Origin of the sequence: Streptomyces sp. C1-1 (assembly GCF_050214755.1) — a bacterium.
Classification (GTDB): Bacteria; Actinomycetota; Actinomycetes; order Streptomycetales; family Streptomycetaceae; genus Streptomyces.
Genome location: NZ_CP189826.1, coordinates 4,498,409 through 4,513,028, shown reverse-complemented (window position 1 = coordinate 4,513,028; position 14,620 = coordinate 4,498,409). Strand labels below are relative to the sequence as shown.

At 68.9% G+C, this 14,620-nt stretch carries 14 protein-coding genes; 12 read left to right on the top strand and 2 right to left on the bottom strand.

The window, feature by feature from the left end:
* Positions 1-99: 99 nt before the first annotated feature.
* Entirely contained in the window at positions 100-609 is a 510-nt protein-coding gene (locus ACQF4J_RS20525; protein ID WP_351802416.1) for a GNAT family N-acetyltransferase, read from the bottom strand.
* Between the two features lie 47 nt (positions 610-656).
* Here ACQF4J_RS20525 and ACQF4J_RS20520 point away from each other — a divergent pair, with 47 nt between their 5' ends.
* Complete coding sequence (locus ACQF4J_RS20520; RefSeq protein ID WP_351580299.1) at positions 657-1,991, top strand: geranylgeranyl reductase family protein; 1,335 nt, start codon at positions 657-659, stop codon at positions 1,989-1,991.
* Between the two features lie 227 nt (positions 1,992-2,218).
* On the opposite strand, the gene ACQF4J_RS20515 is transcribed toward ACQF4J_RS20520, so the two are convergent.
* Positions 2,219-3,019 carry a C40 family peptidase gene (locus ACQF4J_RS20515; protein WP_351575648.1) on the bottom strand — a complete coding sequence of 267 codons (801 nt, stop codon included), beginning with the start codon at positions 3,017-3,019 and terminating at the stop codon, positions 2,219-2,221.
* A 768-nt stretch (positions 3,020-3,787) separates the two neighbouring features.
* Between ACQF4J_RS20515 and ACQF4J_RS20510 the strand changes: the two genes are divergently transcribed.
* Genes ACQF4J_RS20510 through nuoK form a run of 11 tightly spaced genes read left to right on the top strand, consistent with a single transcriptional unit; the run spans position 3,788 to position 14,610 of the window.
* On the top strand, positions 3,788-4,147 hold the full coding sequence (locus ACQF4J_RS20510; protein ID WP_003992243.1) for an NADH-quinone oxidoreductase subunit A: 360 nt from the start codon (positions 3,788-3,790) through the stop codon (positions 4,145-4,147).
* 15 nt (positions 4,148-4,162) lie between these two features.
* Positions 4,163-4,717 carry a NuoB/complex I 20 kDa subunit family protein gene (locus ACQF4J_RS20505; RefSeq protein WP_094215591.1) on the top strand — a complete coding sequence of 185 codons (555 nt, stop codon included), beginning with the start codon at positions 4,163-4,165 and terminating at the stop codon, positions 4,715-4,717.
* The gene (locus ACQF4J_RS20500; RefSeq protein WP_351575652.1) at positions 4,714-5,448 is read left to right on the top strand and encodes an NADH-quinone oxidoreductase subunit C; all 735 of its coding nucleotides are present in this window, start codon (positions 4,714-4,716) and stop codon (positions 5,446-5,448) included. Before ACQF4J_RS20505 ends, ACQF4J_RS20500 begins: the two co-directional genes overlap by 4 nt.
* The gene (locus ACQF4J_RS20495) at positions 5,445-6,767 is read left to right on the top strand and encodes an NADH-quinone oxidoreductase subunit D (RefSeq protein WP_351575655.1); all 1,323 of its coding nucleotides are present in this window, start codon (positions 5,445-5,447) and stop codon (positions 6,765-6,767) included. Before ACQF4J_RS20500 ends, ACQF4J_RS20495 begins: the two co-directional genes overlap by 4 nt.
* Entirely contained in the window at positions 6,764-7,636 is an 873-nt protein-coding gene (nuoE, locus tag ACQF4J_RS20490; RefSeq protein ID WP_427166425.1) for an NADH-quinone oxidoreductase subunit NuoE, read from the top strand. The genes ACQF4J_RS20495 and nuoE overlap by 4 nt, the downstream gene beginning before the upstream one ends.
* A complete protein-coding gene (gene nuoF, locus ACQF4J_RS20485) occupies positions 7,633-8,982 on the top strand; it encodes an NADH-quinone oxidoreductase subunit NuoF (protein ID WP_351575660.1) in 1,350 nt (449 codons plus the stop codon). Before nuoE ends, nuoF begins: the two co-directional genes overlap by 4 nt.
* Positions 8,979-11,483, top strand: coding sequence for an NADH-quinone oxidoreductase subunit G (locus tag ACQF4J_RS20480; protein WP_427166424.1), 2,505 nt, complete (start codon positions 8,979-8,981; stop codon positions 11,481-11,483). Before nuoF ends, ACQF4J_RS20480 begins: the two co-directional genes overlap by 4 nt.
* Positions 11,480-12,844 (top strand): NADH-quinone oxidoreductase subunit NuoH, encoded by a 1,365-nt coding sequence (nuoH, locus tag ACQF4J_RS20475; RefSeq protein ID WP_427166423.1) that lies wholly within the window; start codon positions 11,480-11,482, stop codon positions 12,842-12,844. The genes ACQF4J_RS20480 and nuoH overlap by 4 nt, the downstream gene beginning before the upstream one ends.
* Positions 12,837-13,478 carry an NADH-quinone oxidoreductase subunit NuoI gene (nuoI, locus tag ACQF4J_RS20470; protein ID WP_351575669.1) on the top strand — a complete coding sequence of 214 codons (642 nt, stop codon included), beginning with the start codon at positions 12,837-12,839 and terminating at the stop codon, positions 13,476-13,478. Before nuoH ends, nuoI begins: the two co-directional genes overlap by 8 nt.
* Positions 13,475-14,314, top strand: a complete 840-nt coding sequence (locus ACQF4J_RS20465) for an NADH-quinone oxidoreductase subunit J (protein WP_351575672.1) — start codon at positions 13,475-13,477, stop codon at positions 14,312-14,314. The genes nuoI and ACQF4J_RS20465 overlap by 4 nt, the downstream gene beginning before the upstream one ends.
* Complete coding sequence (gene nuoK / locus ACQF4J_RS20460) at positions 14,311-14,610, top strand: NADH-quinone oxidoreductase subunit NuoK (RefSeq protein ID WP_058923865.1); 300 nt, start codon at positions 14,311-14,313, stop codon at positions 14,608-14,610. Before ACQF4J_RS20465 ends, nuoK begins: the two co-directional genes overlap by 4 nt.
* The last annotated feature ends 10 nt before the right edge of the window (positions 14,611-14,620 follow it).

Genomic DNA, 14,620 nt, shown 5'->3' with positions numbered 1-14,620 from the left:
AGATGTCACCCCCAGCGGTACTGGCAGGGTAACCGCCCGGGGGTGTCGTCCGGAAGCGCCAAGTGTCTTTCTGTAGCAGTCAGTTACTCTGAGTGACGATTACTTGAGGTCGAGCCGGAAGCAGAGTGCCTCCTCGTCGAGCCGCGGATGCGGGAAGGTCTGCGCCAGCTCCATGCCGAGGCGCCTGGTCACCGCGACGGACCGCTCGTTCCCGGGTCTGACCATCGCCACCACGCTCGGCACCCCGGCCGCCTTCAGCCGCTCCAGCGTCATCCGCGCGGCCGCCGTCGCGTACCCCTTGCCCCAGTACGCGCGCCCGAGCCGCCATCCGATCTCGATCTCCCCCTTGGGGCCCCACTCCCGAGGCCACGGCTGGGCGCCCGTGAAGCCGATGACCCGCCCGGCGTCGTCGGTCATGGTCCACAGGCAGAAGCCGAGCTCGGCGTCGTGCCGGCGCTGGCGGGCGGTGAGCTCCTCGTAGACCGACAGCTCCGCGGACTCGCCGCCGTGGAACTCCATGACGTCCGGGTCGTCGAAGACCCGGTGCCAGGCGATCGCGTCCTCGTCGGTGGGGACACGCAGCCGTACTACGGGGAGAGCTCGGTTCACGGGGCAGCCCTTCAGCCGGGTGATCAATGCTGCTGAATAGACTGCCCATGTCCAGTGCCGGTCGGCACGCAGATTTCGAACCTTGGGGAGATCCCGCCGTGACCGAGCCCCTCTCCGAAAACACCGCCGACGTGATCGTGGTCGGCGCGGGGCCAGCCGGCTCCACCACCGCGTACCACCTCGCCAAGGCCGGGCTCGACGTACTCCTGCTGGAGAAGACCGAGTTCCCGCGCGAGAAGGTCTGCGGCGACGGCCTCACCCCGCGCGCGGTCAAGCAGCTCGTGGCCATGGGCATCGACGTCTCCGAGGAGGCCGGCTGGCTGCGCAACAAGGGCCTGCGCATCATCGGCGGCGGCGTCCGCCTCCAGCTGGACTGGCCGGATCTCGCCTCCTTCCCGGACTACGGCCTCGTCCGCAAGCGCGACGACTTCGACGAACAGCTCGCCCGGCAGGCCCAGAAGGCGGGCGCGCGGCTGTACGAGCGCTGCAACGTCGGCGCCCCGATCGTCGACGACCGCACCGGGCGCATCACCGGCGTGCACGCCAAGCTCGGCGAGGAGAAGCGCGAGGTCACCTTCCACGCGCCGCTGGTCGTGGCGGCCGACGGCAACTCGACCCGGCTGTCCCTGGCCATGGGCCTGCACCGCCGCGAGGACCGTCCGATGGGCGTCGCGGTCCGGACGTACTTCGAGAGCCCCCGCCACGAGGACGACTACCTGGAGTCCTGGCTGGAACTGTGGGACCGGCGCGGCCCGCAGGACCGGCTCCTGCCCGGCTACGGCTGGATCTTCGGCATGGGTGACGGCACCTCGAACGTCGGCCTCGGCGTCCTCAACACCTCCGACTCCTTCAAGGAACTCGACTGGCGCGAGGTGCTGAAGGCCTGGTGCGCGTCGATGCCGGAGGACTGGGGCTACACACCGGAGAACATGACCGGCCCCATCCGCGGCGCCGCCCTGCCCATGGCCTTCAACCGGCAGCCCCACTACACGCGCGGTCTGCTGCTGGTCGGCGACGCCGGCGGTCTGGTGAACCCGTTCAACGGCGAGGGCATCGCCTACGCCATGGAGTCCGGCCAGATCGCCGCGGACGTCATCGTCCAGGCCCACGCCCGCCCGACGCCCGCGAGCCGCGAACTCGCCCTCCAGCGCTACCCGCGCGTCCTGAAGGACACCTACGGCGGCTACTACACGCTCGGCCGCGCCTTCGTGAAGCTCATCGGCAACCCGAAGGTCATGAAGATCGCGGCCCAGCGCGGCCTCACCCACCCGGTGCTGATGAAGTTCACCCTGAAGATGCTCGCCAACCTCACCGACCCGACGGGCGGCGACGCGATGGACCGCATCATCAACGGCCTGAGCAAGGTGGCACCGAAGGCCTAGTTCCCGGGGCTCTCACGTCGGCGGCCCGGCGGACATTCCGTCCCGCCGGGCCGCCGACGTGTGTGCCGGGCCGCCGATGTGTGCGCGACACGTCGTCAATGCACCGCCCGCCGGGGACAATTCGGGCACTGAGTCCGATTCCGGCGGTGGGCGCGACGGAGGGCCGCTGCCCCCGAGCGGCAGCGGCCCTTTCCGTTTCGCGTCCTGTGTCCTGATGTGCCCCGGTGTCAGAGCACCCGCACCGCGCCGGTCGGCGGGTCGTAGGAGAGCGGCTTCTCGACGACGCCGGTCGAGGGGTTCTGCGCGCCGACGAACATGCCGTCACCGACGTACAGCGCCACGTGGTACGCGCTGCCCGCGCTGCCCCAGTACAGGATGTCGCCGGGCTGCAGGTTGCTCAGCGAGACCTGGGTGCCGGCCGTCGACTGGTCCTGCGAGACGCGCGGCAGGCTGATGCCGACCTGCTTGAAGGCGGTCTGTATGAGGCCGGAGCAGTCCCACGAGTTGGGCCCGGTGCCGCCGGAGACGTACGCGTCGCCGATCTGGGCCTTCACGAAGGCGATGACCGCGGCGGCCGAACCGGTGGCCGTGGAGGAGCTCGTGGAGGCGCTGGAGCCCACGGAGGCGGACAGGGTGGTCCGCTCGGAGCTGCGGGACGCGGCGCGCTCCGCGGCGGCCTTACGGGCCTCCTCGGCCTTCTTCTTGGCTTCGGCCTTCTTCTTCGCCTCGGCGAGGTCCGCCTTGGCCTGCTTCGCGGCCTTCGCGGCGGCCGCGTCACGTTCGGCCTGCAGCTCGTAGTTCGCGGCCGCCTGCTGAGTGGCGTCCGCGGACTGGGCGACCTGAGCGGCCAGGTCGGCCGTCAGGGTGGGCAGTTGCAGGGTCTGCGTGGTCTCGGCAGCGTTCGCCGAGGCCGCACCCGCCGCCGCCATGCTGAGAACGCCACCGGCAACTCCGGCACGCACGGCGAGGTTCGTCGTCGCGCTGCGGCGGGGTTTCCGGTGGCTGCGTATGTGAGCGGTGTGGGACATGAGAACAACCGGTATCAGGGGCTCCTCCATACCTTCAAGAAACGTGTGGTGCGCCACAGTTGCTCAATCGACCCCTCAAATTCCTCGCCCGGGGTTCCTTATTGACGCCGTAACGGACATTGCGGACGCGGCCCATCAAGCCCGTGATCACGCTCTTTCGCCAGTACGCCCGAATTGCCCTCGACCTACCATCGGTTGGGACAGTTGGCCAAGCCCGGTTCTCAGCCGCCTCTCATGGATGTGGCGGAGGTCACGCAACGGTCACAGCAGTGTGTGCGTCACGCGCGTAGATCACGAAGGGATTGCGCCGGGATCGCGAGGCGGACTCGCTCGTGAACGGATGCACGCGTTCACATCGCGCCGCCGGTCTCACCCCGAGGTGTGAATCGGATCCACTATCAGGACGGTGGGTCCAACACCAATTTGCATGCAGCGGAACTCTCTTGATATGGAGACGCCCCCTCCGAGCTGCGTCGACGAGCGAAAATGTCACCTCTGGTGATCACTCTGGCGCTTCGCGTACGAAGATCACCGCTCATCCGACTTCATGATCCTTCGTTAGGTGGTGGAGATCACAAAGGTTGTGCAATACCCCGTGTCGCAGATCACAGAGCGGCAGGCATAGGATGCGAGGCAGTTGGGCTTGTGACCTGCTTCACATGTTCTCGATCTTCGTTGGGACGAACGGAGGTTGGAGGGGCGTAGGAGGCCGGTGTGAGTCCGACACCATCGCCAGCAGTCAGTGCCGACTGAGAGGAGCGAGGAGCGGTGAACGCGTATGCGCCCATCCTCGTACTGGGAGCCCTCGGGGCAGGCTTTGCGATCTTCTCCGTGGTCATGGCCACGCTGATCGGTCCGAAGCGGTACAACCGGGCCAAGCTCGAGGCCTACGAGTGCGGGATCGAGCCCACCCCCACGCCGGCCGGCGGCGGGCGTTTCCCCATCAAGTACTACCTGACGGCGATGCTCTTCATCGTCTTCGACATCGAGATCGTCTTCCTCTACCCCTGGGCCGTCACCTTCGACGCCCTGGGGATCTTCGGGCTCGTGGAGATGCTGCTCTTCGTGCTCACCGTCTTCGTCGCCTACGCGTACGTATGGCGGCGAGGCGGCCTGGAATGGGACTGAGGGGCCTTTAACGACATGGGACTCGAAGAAAAGCTGCCGAGCGGCTTCCTGCTGACCACCGTCGAGCAGGCCGCGGGCTGGGTGCGCAAGGCGTCCGTCTTCCCGGCGACCTTCGGCCTGGCCTGCTGCGCCATCGAGATGATGACCACCGGCGCCGGCCGCTACGACCTGGCGCGCTTCGGCATGGAGGTCTTCCGCGGCTCACCCCGCCAGGCGGACCTGATGATCGTCGCCGGCCGGGTCAGCCAGAAGATGGCGCCGGTGCTCAGGCAGGTCTACGACCAGATGCCGAACCCCAAGTGGGTGATCTCCATGGGGGTCTGCGCCTCCTCGGGCGGCATGTTCAACAACTACGCCATCGTCCAGGGCGTCGACCACATCGTCCCGGTCGACATCTATCTCCCGGGCTGCCCGCCACGGCCCGAAATGCTGCTGGACGCCATCCTCAAGCTCCACCACAAGATCCAGACCTCCAAGCTCGGCGTGAACGCCGAGGAGGCGGCCCGCGAGGCGGAGGAGGCGGCGCTCAAGGCCCTGCCCACGATCGAGATGAAGGGGCTGCTGCGGTGAGCGACGCCAACGGGGTGAACCCCGAGAAGGACCTCGGCGCCTCCAACCTCCCCGGCCAGCGCGGCGAGGGCGGCGAGGAGATCCGCGTCCAGCGCGGCATGTTCGGCGCCGCCAACGGCGGCGACACCTCCGGCTACGGCGGCCTGGTCCGCTCGATCCGCCTCCCGGGACCGGCCGCCCGCCCCTACGGCGGCTGGTTCGACGAGGTCGCCGACGAACTCGAGGGCGCCCTGGAGGAACAGGGCCTGCTGCCCGACAACGCCATCGAGAAGACGGTCGTCGACCGCGGCGAACTCACCTTCCACATCGAGCGTGAGCACCTGCTGCGCGTCGCCCGCACCCTGCGCGACGACCCGGCCCTGCGCTTCGAGCTGTGCACCGGCGTCAGCGGAGTCCACTACCTCCACGACAAGGGCCGCGAGCTGCACGCCGTCTACCACCTGCGCTCGATCACCCACAACAGGCTCATCCGCCTCGAGGTCAGCGCCCCCGACAGCGACCCGAAGATCCCGTCGCTGGTGTCGGTGTACCCGACCAACGACTGGCACGAGCGCGAGACCTACGACTTCTTCGGGATCGTCTTCGACGGTCACCCGGCCCTGACCCGGATCATGATGCCGGACGACTGGCAGGGCCATCCGCAGCGCAAGGACTACCCCCTCGGCGGCATCGCCGTCGAGTACAAGGGCGCCCAGATCCCGGCTCCGGACCAGCGGAGGTCGTACTCGTGAGCACTTCGCAAGCCTCTCCGCGCGAGACCACCGAGGGCACCGTATATACGGTCACCGGAGGCGACTGGGACGAGATCGTCCAGTCCGCGGCCCGCGCCGACGACGAGCGCATCGTCGTCAACATGGGTCCCCAGCACCCGTCCACCCACGGAGTGCTGCGCCTGATCCTGGAGATCGACGGTGAGACGGTCACCGAGGCCCGCTGCGGCATCGGCTACCTGCACACCGGTATCGAGAAGAACCTCGAGTTCCGCACGTGGACGCAGGGCACCACGTTCGTGACGCGCATGGACTACCTGACGTCCTTCTTCAACGAGACCGCCTACTGTCTCGCCGTAGAGAAGCTCCTCGGCATCGAGGACCAGATCACCGAGCGCGCCAAGATCATCCGGGTACTCCTGATGGAGCTGAACCGGCTCTCCTCCCACCTGGTGTGCATCGCCACCGGCGGCATGGAGCTCGGCGCCACCACGATCATGATCTACGGATTCCGTGATCGTGAAATGATTCTCGACATCTACGAGCTCATCACGGGCCTGCGCATGAACCACGCGTACATCCGGCCCGGCGGACTCGCCCAGGACCTGCCGCCCGGCGCGGTGGACCACATCCGCGAGTTCGTGAAGAAGATGAGGAAGAACCTCCCGGAGTACGACAAGCTCGCCACCGGGAACCCCATCTTCAAGGCCCGTATGCAGGACGTCGGCTATCTGGACCTGGCCGGCTGCATGGCCCTCGGCGCGACGGGACCGATCCTGCGCTCCACCGGCCTGCCGCACGACCTGCGCAAGGCACAGCCCTACTGCGACTACGAGACCTACGACTTCGAGATCCCGACCGCCGACACCTGCGACTCCTACGGGCGCTTCCTGATCCGCCTGGAGGAGATGCGCCAGTCGCTGGGCATCATCGAGCAGTGCCTGGACCGGCTGCAGCCCGGCCCGGTCATGGTCGCCGACAAGAAGATCGCCTGGCCCGCCCAGCTCGCCCTGGGACCGGACGGGCTCGGCAACTCCCTCGACCACATCAAGAAGATCATGGGCACCTCCATGGAGGCCCTGATCCACCACTTCAAGCTGGTCACCGAGGGCTTCCGCGTCCCGCCGGGACAGGCGTACGCGGCCGTCGAATCGCCCAAGGGCGAACTCGGTGTGCACGCCGTGTCCGACGGCGGCACCCGCCCCTACCGGGTCCACTTCCGCGACCCGTCCTTCACCAACCTGCAGGCCATGGCGGCGATGTGCGAAGGCGGCCAGGTCGCCGACGTCATCGTCGCCGTCGCGTCCATCGACCCCGTGATGGGAGGCGTCGACCGGTGACCACCAGTTCTTCGGAGCACGGCGTCAGCCTGGGCATGCCCGAACTGCCCGCGCCCGCCTACCCGGACGACGTCCGTGAACGGCTCGAGAGGGACGCGCGCGAGATCATCGCCCGCTACCCCGACTCCCGCTCGGCCCTGCTGCCCTTGCTGCACCTCGTGCAGTCGGAGGAGGGCCATGTCACGCGCACCGGGATGCAGTTCTGCGCGGACGTGCTGGAGCTGACCACGGCCGAGGTCACCGCCGTCGCGACCTTCTACACGATGTACCGGCGCAGGCCGAGCGGCGACTACCAGGTCGGCGTCTGCACCAACACCCTGTGCGCGGTGATGGGCGGCGACGCGATCTTCGAGGAGCTCCAGGAGCACCTCGGCGTCGGGAACGGCGAGACCACCGGCGACGGCAAGGTCACCCTGGAGCACATCGAGTGCAACGCGGCCTGCGACTTCGCGCCGGTGGTGATGGTCAACTGGGAGTTCTTCGACAACCAGACCCCGGCCAGCGCCAAGCGCCTCGTCGACGACCTGCGCGCGGGACGGGACGTCGAGCCCACCCGCGGGGCGCGCCTGTGCACCTTCAAGGAGACCGCGCGGATCCTGGCCGGCTTCCCCGACGAGCGGCCCGGGGCCGTCGAGGAGGGCGGCAGTGCGGGACCGGCGTCGCTGGTGGGCCTCCGCCTGGCAAGGGGAGAGGCCGCACCCGCGCGCGTGGTCCATCCGCGGAACGGCGGCCCGCACGACGAGCCGCAGAACAGGCAAGTGCACGAGCCGTCGCCGACCGAGCACCTCAGCTCGCACGACGCGCCGCAGGACACGTCGGCCTCCGACCCAGCCCACCTGGCAGGGCCCGCCGCCGAGGAGGGGGAGTGATGACCTTGGCACCCGAACTGAGGGGCACCAGCCCGGAGAAGCTGCTCGCACCCGTGCTGTCGGCCTTCTGGGACGAGGACAGGTCCTGGTCGCTGGACGTCTACAAGAGGCACGAGGGATACGAGGGCCTGCGCAAGGCGCTCGCGATGTCGCCGGACGACCTGATCGCGTACGTCAAGGACTCCGGTCTGCGCGGCCGCGGCGGCGCGGGATTCCCGACGGGAATGAAATGGCAGTTCATTCCCCAGGGTGATGGAAAGCCGCACTATCTAGTTGTCAACGCCGACGAGTCGGAGCCGGGGACCTGCAAGGACATCCCGCTCCTCTTCGCGAACCCGCACAGCCTCATCGAGGGCATCGTCATCGCGTGTTACGCCATCAGGTCTTCGCATGCCTTCATCTATCTGCGTGGTGAAGTCGTCCCCGTTCTGCGGCGGTTGCACGAGGCCGTGCGCGAGGCCTACGCGGCGGGCTACCTCGGCGAGAACATCCTGGGCAGCGGGCTGAACCTGGAACTCACCGTGCACGCCGGCGCCGGCGCGTACATCTGCGGTGAGGAGACCGCACTGCTCGACTCGCTCGAAGGCCGCCGGGGTCAACCGCGGCTCCGTCCCCCTTTCCCCGCCGTGGCGGGCCTCTACGCGTGCCCGACTGTTGTGAACAACGTCGAGTCGATCGCGTCGGTTCCCGCGATCATCAACCGGGGCAAGGAATGGTTCCGGTCGATGGGCAGCGAGAAGTCCCCCGGCTTCACGCTGTACTCGCTCAGCGGCCATGTCACGAGCCCCGGCCAGTACGAGGCCCCGCTCGGCATCACGCTCCGCCAGCTGCTGGAGATGAGCGGCGGCATGCGGGCGGGCCACCGGCTGAAGTTCTGGACGCCGGGCGGCTCCTCGACGCCGATGTTCACCGAGGAGCACCTCGACGTACCCCTCGACTACGAGGGCGTCGGCGCCGCCGGTTCCATGCTCGGCACCAAGGCCCTGCAGTGCTTCGACGAGACGACCTGCGTCGTCCGCGCCGTCACCCGCTGGACCGAGTTCTACGCCCACGAGTCCTGCGGCAAGTGCACGCCGTGCCGCGAAGGCACGTACTGGCTCGTGCAGTTGCTGCGTGACATCGAGGCCGGCAAGGGCGTCATGTCCGACCTCGACAAGCTGAACGACATCGCCGACAACATCAACGGCAAGGCGTTCTGCGCCCTCGGCGACGGCGCCGCCTCGCCGATCTTCTCCTCGCTGAAGTACTTCCGCGAGGAGTACGAGCAGCACATCACCGGCCGGGGCTGCCCCTTCGACCCGGCCAAGTCGACGGCCTGGGCGGACCGCCCGGAGGTGAACGCATGACCGTGACCACCAGTGCTCCCTCCGGAGGGGGAGAGGCGGCGGTCCCGCCGGAAGACCTCGTCACGCTGACGATCGACGGCGCCGAGATCAGCGTGCCCAAGGGCACCCTGGTCATCCGGGCCGCCGAGCAGCTCGGCATCGAGATCCCCCGCTTCTGCGACCACCCCCTCCTCGACCCGGTCGGCGCCTGCAGGCAGTGCATCGTCGAGGTCGAGGGCCAGCGCAAGCCGATGGCGTCCTGCACCATCACCTGCACGGACGGCATGGTCGTCAAGACGCAGCTCAGCTCCCCGGTCGCCGAGAAGGCCCAGCACGGTGTGATGGAGCTGCTGCTCATCAACCACCCGCTGGACTGCCCGGTCTGCGACAAGGGCGGCGAGTGCCCGCTGCAGAACCAGGCCATGTCGCACGGCCAGGCCGAGTCCCGCTTCGACGGCAAGAAGCGCACGTACGAGAAGCCGGTCGCGATCTCCACGCAGGTCCTGCTCGACCGCGAGCGGTGCGTGCTGTGCGCGCGCTGCACCCGCTTCTCCAACCAGGTCGCCGGCGACCCGATGATCGAGCTGCTGGAGCGGGGCGCGCTGCAGCAGGTCGGCACCGGTGAGGGCGACCCCTTCGAGTCGTACTTCTCGGGCAACACCATCCAGATCTGCCCGGTGGGCGCGCTCACCTCGGCGGCGTACCGATTCCGCTCCCGCCCCTTCGACCTGATCTCCTCGCCGAGCGTGTGCGAGCACTGCTCCGGCGGCTGCGCGACCCGCACCGACCACCGGCGCGGCAAGGTCATGCGGCGCCTGGCGGCCAACGACCCCGAGGTCAACGAGGAGTGGATCTGCGACAAGGGCCGCTTCGCGTTCCGCTACGCGCAGCAGCGCGACCGGCTCACCACCCCCCTGGTGCGCAACGCCGAGGGTGACCTCGAACCCGCCTCCTGGCCGGAGGCGCTGCAGATCGCCGCTCAGGGCCTGCTCGCCTCGCGCGGCCGCACCGGTGTCCTGACCGGCGGCCGGCTCACCGTCGAGGACGCCTACGCGTACAGCAAGTTCGCGCGCGTGGCGCTCGACACGAACGACATCGACTTCCGCGCGCGCGTGCACAGCGGCGAGGAGGCCGACTTCCTGGCGTCACGGGTCGCCGGACGAGGACGGGACCTCGACGGTACGGGTGTCACGTACACCTCCCTGGAGAAGGCGCCCTCCGTCCTGCTGGTCGGCTTCGAGGCCGAGGAGGAGGCGCCCGGCGTCTTCCTGAGGCTGCGCAAGGCCTGGCGCAAGCACGGGCAGAAGGTGTTCGCGCTGGCCACGCACGCGACGCGCGGTCTGGAGAAGGCGGGCGGCACGCTGCTGCCGGCGGCTCCCGGTACCGAGACCGAGTGGCTGGACGCGCTCGCGAGCGGGGTCGGCCTGGAGGACGACGGTGCGAAGGCCGCCGAGGCGCTGCGCGCCGAGGGCGCCGTGATCGTCGTCGGCGAGCGGCTCGCCGCCGTGGCGGGTGGTCTGACCGCCGCCGTGCGGGCCGCCTCCGCCACCGGGGCCCAGCTGGTGTGGATCCCGCGGCGGGCCGGAGAGCGCGCTGCGGTGGAGGCCGGCGCGCTGCCGTCCCTGCTGCCGGGCGGGCGTCCGGCGACCGACCCACGCGCGCGTGAAGAGGTCGCCGAGGTCTGGCGGGTCGCGGGACTCCCGCACCGCTACGGCCGCGACACCAGCCAGATCGTGGAGGCCGCCGCGAGCGGCGAACTGCAGGCCCTGGTGGTCGCGGGCGTCGAGATCGCCGATCTGCCCGACCCGGCACGCGCGCGTGAAGCACTGCACGAGGCCGGGTTCGTGGTGTCGCTGGAGCTGCGGCCCAGTGAGGTCAGCGAGCACGCCAGCGTCGTCCTGCCGGTCGCCGCGGTCGCCGAGAAGGCCGGCACCTTCCTCAACTGGGAAGGCAGGGTGCGCTTCTTCGAGGCCGCGCTCAAGCCCGACCAGATGACCCGCCGCCTCGCACCGACCGACGCGCGCGTGCTGCAGATGCTGGCCGACGCCATGGACGTGCACCTGGGTCTGCCGGACCTGCGCACCGTGCGCCAGGAGATCGACCGGCTCGGTCCCTGGGACGGGCCGCGTGCCTCCGAACCCCTGGAGACCGGGGTCCAGTTGCCGAGGCCCGCGGCCGGGGAAGCAGTGCTCGCCGGGCACCGCCTCCTGCTCGACCGGGGCGTCCTCCAGGAGGGCGACGAGGCGCTCGCCGGCACACGGCACGCCGCCCACGCGCGCGTGTCGGCCGCGACGGCAGCCGAGGCGGGCGTCAAGGACGGCGATGTCCTCGCCGTGACCGGCCCCTCGGGAACGGTCGAACTCCCCCTGCAGACGGCGGAGATGCCCGACCGGGTGGTCTGGCTCCCGCTGAACTCCGTCGGCGGGGGAGTCGCCTCCGACACCGGTGCGCTGCCCGGCGCCCTGGTCCGCATCGGCCCGGCGACGACCGTCGGCGAGGCCCCGAAGGAGGTGGAGGGATGAGCCCGTACTTCGCCGCTGAAGACCTCTCGATGTTCGGCAGCGACCCCTGGTGGCTGGTCGTGATCAAGGCCGTCTTCTGCTTCGCCTTCCTGATGGTGACCGTGCTGTTCTCCATCGTCTGGGAGCGCAAGGTCGTCGCCTGGATGCAGTTGCGCATCGGCCCCAACCGGCACGGCCCCTGGGGCATGCTCCAGTCGCTCGCCGACGGTGTGAAGCTGATGCTCAAGGAAGACCTCATCGTCAAGCGCGCCGACAAGGTGGTGTACGTCCTCGCGCCGATCGTCGCGGCCATCCCGGCCTTCATGGCGATCGCGGTGATCCCCTTCGGGCCGGCCGACAACGAGGTCTCGATCTTCGGCACGCGGACCGCGATGCAGCTCACCGACCTGCCGATCGCGATGCTCTTCATCCTCGCGGTCGCCTCGGTCGGCATCTACGGCATCGTGCTGGCGGGCTGGAGTTCCGGATCGACCTACCCGCTCCTGGGCGGCCTGCGCTCCTGCGCGCAGATGATCTCGTACGAGATCGCCATGGGCGCCGCGTTCGCCTCCGTGTTCCTCTACTCCGGGTCGATGTCGACGTCGACGATCGTCGAGCAGCAGCACGACCGCTGGTACATCCTGCTGCTGCCGGTCTCCTTCATCCTCTACATCGTCACCATGGTGGGCGAGACCAACCGCGCCCCCTTCGACATGCCGGAGTCCGAGGGCGACCTGGTCGGCGGCTTCAACACCGAGTACTCGTCGATCAAGTTCGCGATGTTCATGCTCGCCGAGTACGTCAACATGGTGACCGTCTCGGCCGTGTCGACCACCCTCTTCCTCGGCGGCTGGCGCGCCCCCTGGCCGATCAGCACCTTCTGGGAGGGCGCCAACCACGGCTGGTGGCCGCTGCTGTGGTTCACGATCAAGGTCCAGCTGCTGCTGTTCTTCTTCATCTGGCTGCGCGGCACGCTCCCGCGGGTGCGCTACGACCAGCTGATGAAGCTCGGCTGGAAGGTCCTCATCCCCGTCTCCGTGGTCTGGCTGATGCTGGTCGCGACGGTGCGGGCGCTGAGGAACGAGAACTACGACTTCGCCGACATCGCCCTCTACATCGGCGGCGCCGTCCTCGCCCTGCTCCTGCTGTCCTTCGTCGCCGACATGTTCCGCGAGAAGGCCAAGGCGAGCGAGCAGGAGGCCGCACAGCCCGCCGGGTTCGACCCGATGGCGGGCGGATTCCCCGTACCGCCGCTGCCCGGACAGGAGCTCCCGCCGGTGCCGAGGCGCAGCTCGCGCCGAGAGCGGGAGCTGATTGTCAGTGGCGGGTCGGATACTGCCAGTGACGGATCTTCGGATGGAAAGGAGGCGTCCGATGGCTGAGGAGCCCAAGGAGACCAAGCCCGGTTTCATGAACCCCGTCGCCGGCTTCGGCGTGACCTTCAAGGCCATGTTCAAGAAGCGGCTGACCGAGCAGTACCCGGAGCAGCAGAAGACCACCGCTCCCCGTTTCCACGGACGGCACCAGCTCAACCGCCATCCGGACGGCCTGGAGAAGTGCGTCGGCTGCGAGCTGTGCGCCTGGGCCTGCCCCGCCGACGCCATCTATGTGGAGGGCGCCGACAACACGGACGAGGAGCGCTACTCGCCGGGTGAGAGGTACGGCCGCGTCTACCAGATCAACTACGCCCGCTGCATCCTGTGCGGCCTGTGCATCGAGGCGTGCCCCACGCGCGCGCTCACGATGACCAACGAGTTCGAGCTGGCCGACTCCAGCCGCGCCAACCTCATCTACACCAAGGAGCAGCTGCTCGCGGGCCTCGAAGAGGGCATGGTCGACTCCCCGCACGCGATCTACCCGGGGACGGACGAGCAGGACTACTACCGGGGCCTGGTCACCGAGGCCGCACCCGGCACCGTGCCCCAGGTCGCCACCTCCAAGGGCGAGGTCGTCCAGGAGGCCGACTCGACCTTCGGCGAGGAAGAGCCCGCGTCGGGGAAGGTGGTCGGCCGATGAGCGCGCAACTCGCCGCCTACTCCACCTCCACCGGAGAGGCCTTCCAGTTCTGGGTCCTCGGCACCGTCGCCGTGATCGGCGCCCTGTCCACCGTCTTCATGAAGAAGTCCGTGCACAGCGCCCTGTCCCTCGCCGGCACCATGATCGTCCTGGCGATCTTCTACCTCGCCAACGGCGCCTACTTCCTGGGCATCGTGCAGATCGTCGTCTACACCGGCGCGATCATGATGCTGTTCCTCTTCGTGGTGATGCTCGTCGGCGTGACGGCCGCGGACTCGCTGAAGGAGACCATCAAGGGCCAGCGCTGGCTGGCCCTTCTCTGCGGCGTCGGCTTCGGGGTCCTGCTGTTCGCCGGGATCGGCAACGCCTCCCTGAAGGAGTTCAACGGCACCGGCCAGGCCAACGCCAACGGCAATGTGGAAGGCCTGGCGGCCCTCATCTTCACCAAGTACGTCTTCGCCTTCGAGATCACCGGCGCGCTGCTGATCACGGCCGCCGTCGGCGCGATGGTGCTCACCCACCGCGAGCGCACCGAGCGCGCCAAGACGCAGCGCGAGCTGTCCGAGCAGCGCGTCCGCGAGGGCAAGCACGTACCGCCGCTCCCGGCGCCCGGCGTCTACGCCCGGCACAACGCGGTCGACATCGCGGGCCTGCTGCCCGACGGCACCCCGTCGGAGCTCACGGTCAGCAAGACCCTGCGCGAGCGCGGTCAGATCCGCGACGTGTCGGCCGAGGCGCTCAACGACCTCAAGGCGCTGGAGCAGCGCGCGGAGGAGCGCCTGGAGCGCACCGAGATCGAACCGGCCACCTTCAAGCGGGAGGAGGCGTCGAAGTGAACCCGGTCAACTACCTGTATCTCTCGGCCCTGTTGTTCACGATCGGCGCCACCGGCGTGCTGATCAGGCGCAACGCGATCGTCGTCTTCATGTGCATCGAGCTGATGCTGAACGCGTGCAACCTCGCGTTCGTCACCTTCTCCCGGCTGCACGGCAACCTCGACGGCCAGATCATCGCGTTCTTCACGATGGTCGTCGCCGCCGCGGAGGTCGTGGTCGGACTCGCGATCATCGTGTCCCTGTTCCGCACCCGCCACTCGGCCTCGGTCGACGACGCCAGCCTGATGAAGCTCTGAGGGGTCGGAA

What these genes read in the sequence shown, in the direction of transcription:
- ACQF4J_RS20520 (WP_351580299.1), top strand. Translation starts at nt 657, where the DNA reads ATGTCCAGTGCCGGTCGGCACGCAGATTTCGAACCTTGGGGAGATCCC.
- ACQF4J_RS20515 (WP_351575648.1), bottom strand. Translation starts at nt 3,019, where the DNA reads ATGTCCCACACCGCTCACATACGCAGCCACCGGAAACCCCGCCGCAGC.
- ACQF4J_RS20480 (WP_427166424.1), top strand. Translation starts at nt 8,979, where the DNA reads ATGACCGTGACCACCAGTGCTCCCTCCGGAGGGGGAGAGGCGGCGGTC.
- ACQF4J_RS20465 (WP_351575672.1), top strand. Translation starts at nt 13,475, where the DNA reads ATGAGCGCGCAACTCGCCGCCTACTCCACCTCCACCGGAGAGGCCTTC.
- nuoI (WP_351575669.1), top strand. Translation starts at nt 12,837, where the DNA reads ATGGCTGAGGAGCCCAAGGAGACCAAGCCCGGTTTCATGAACCCCGTC.
- nuoH (WP_427166423.1), top strand. Translation starts at nt 11,480, where the DNA reads ATGAGCCCGTACTTCGCCGCTGAAGACCTCTCGATGTTCGGCAGCGAC.
- ACQF4J_RS20505 (WP_094215591.1), top strand. Translation starts at nt 4,163, where the DNA reads ATGGGACTCGAAGAAAAGCTGCCGAGCGGCTTCCTGCTGACCACCGTC.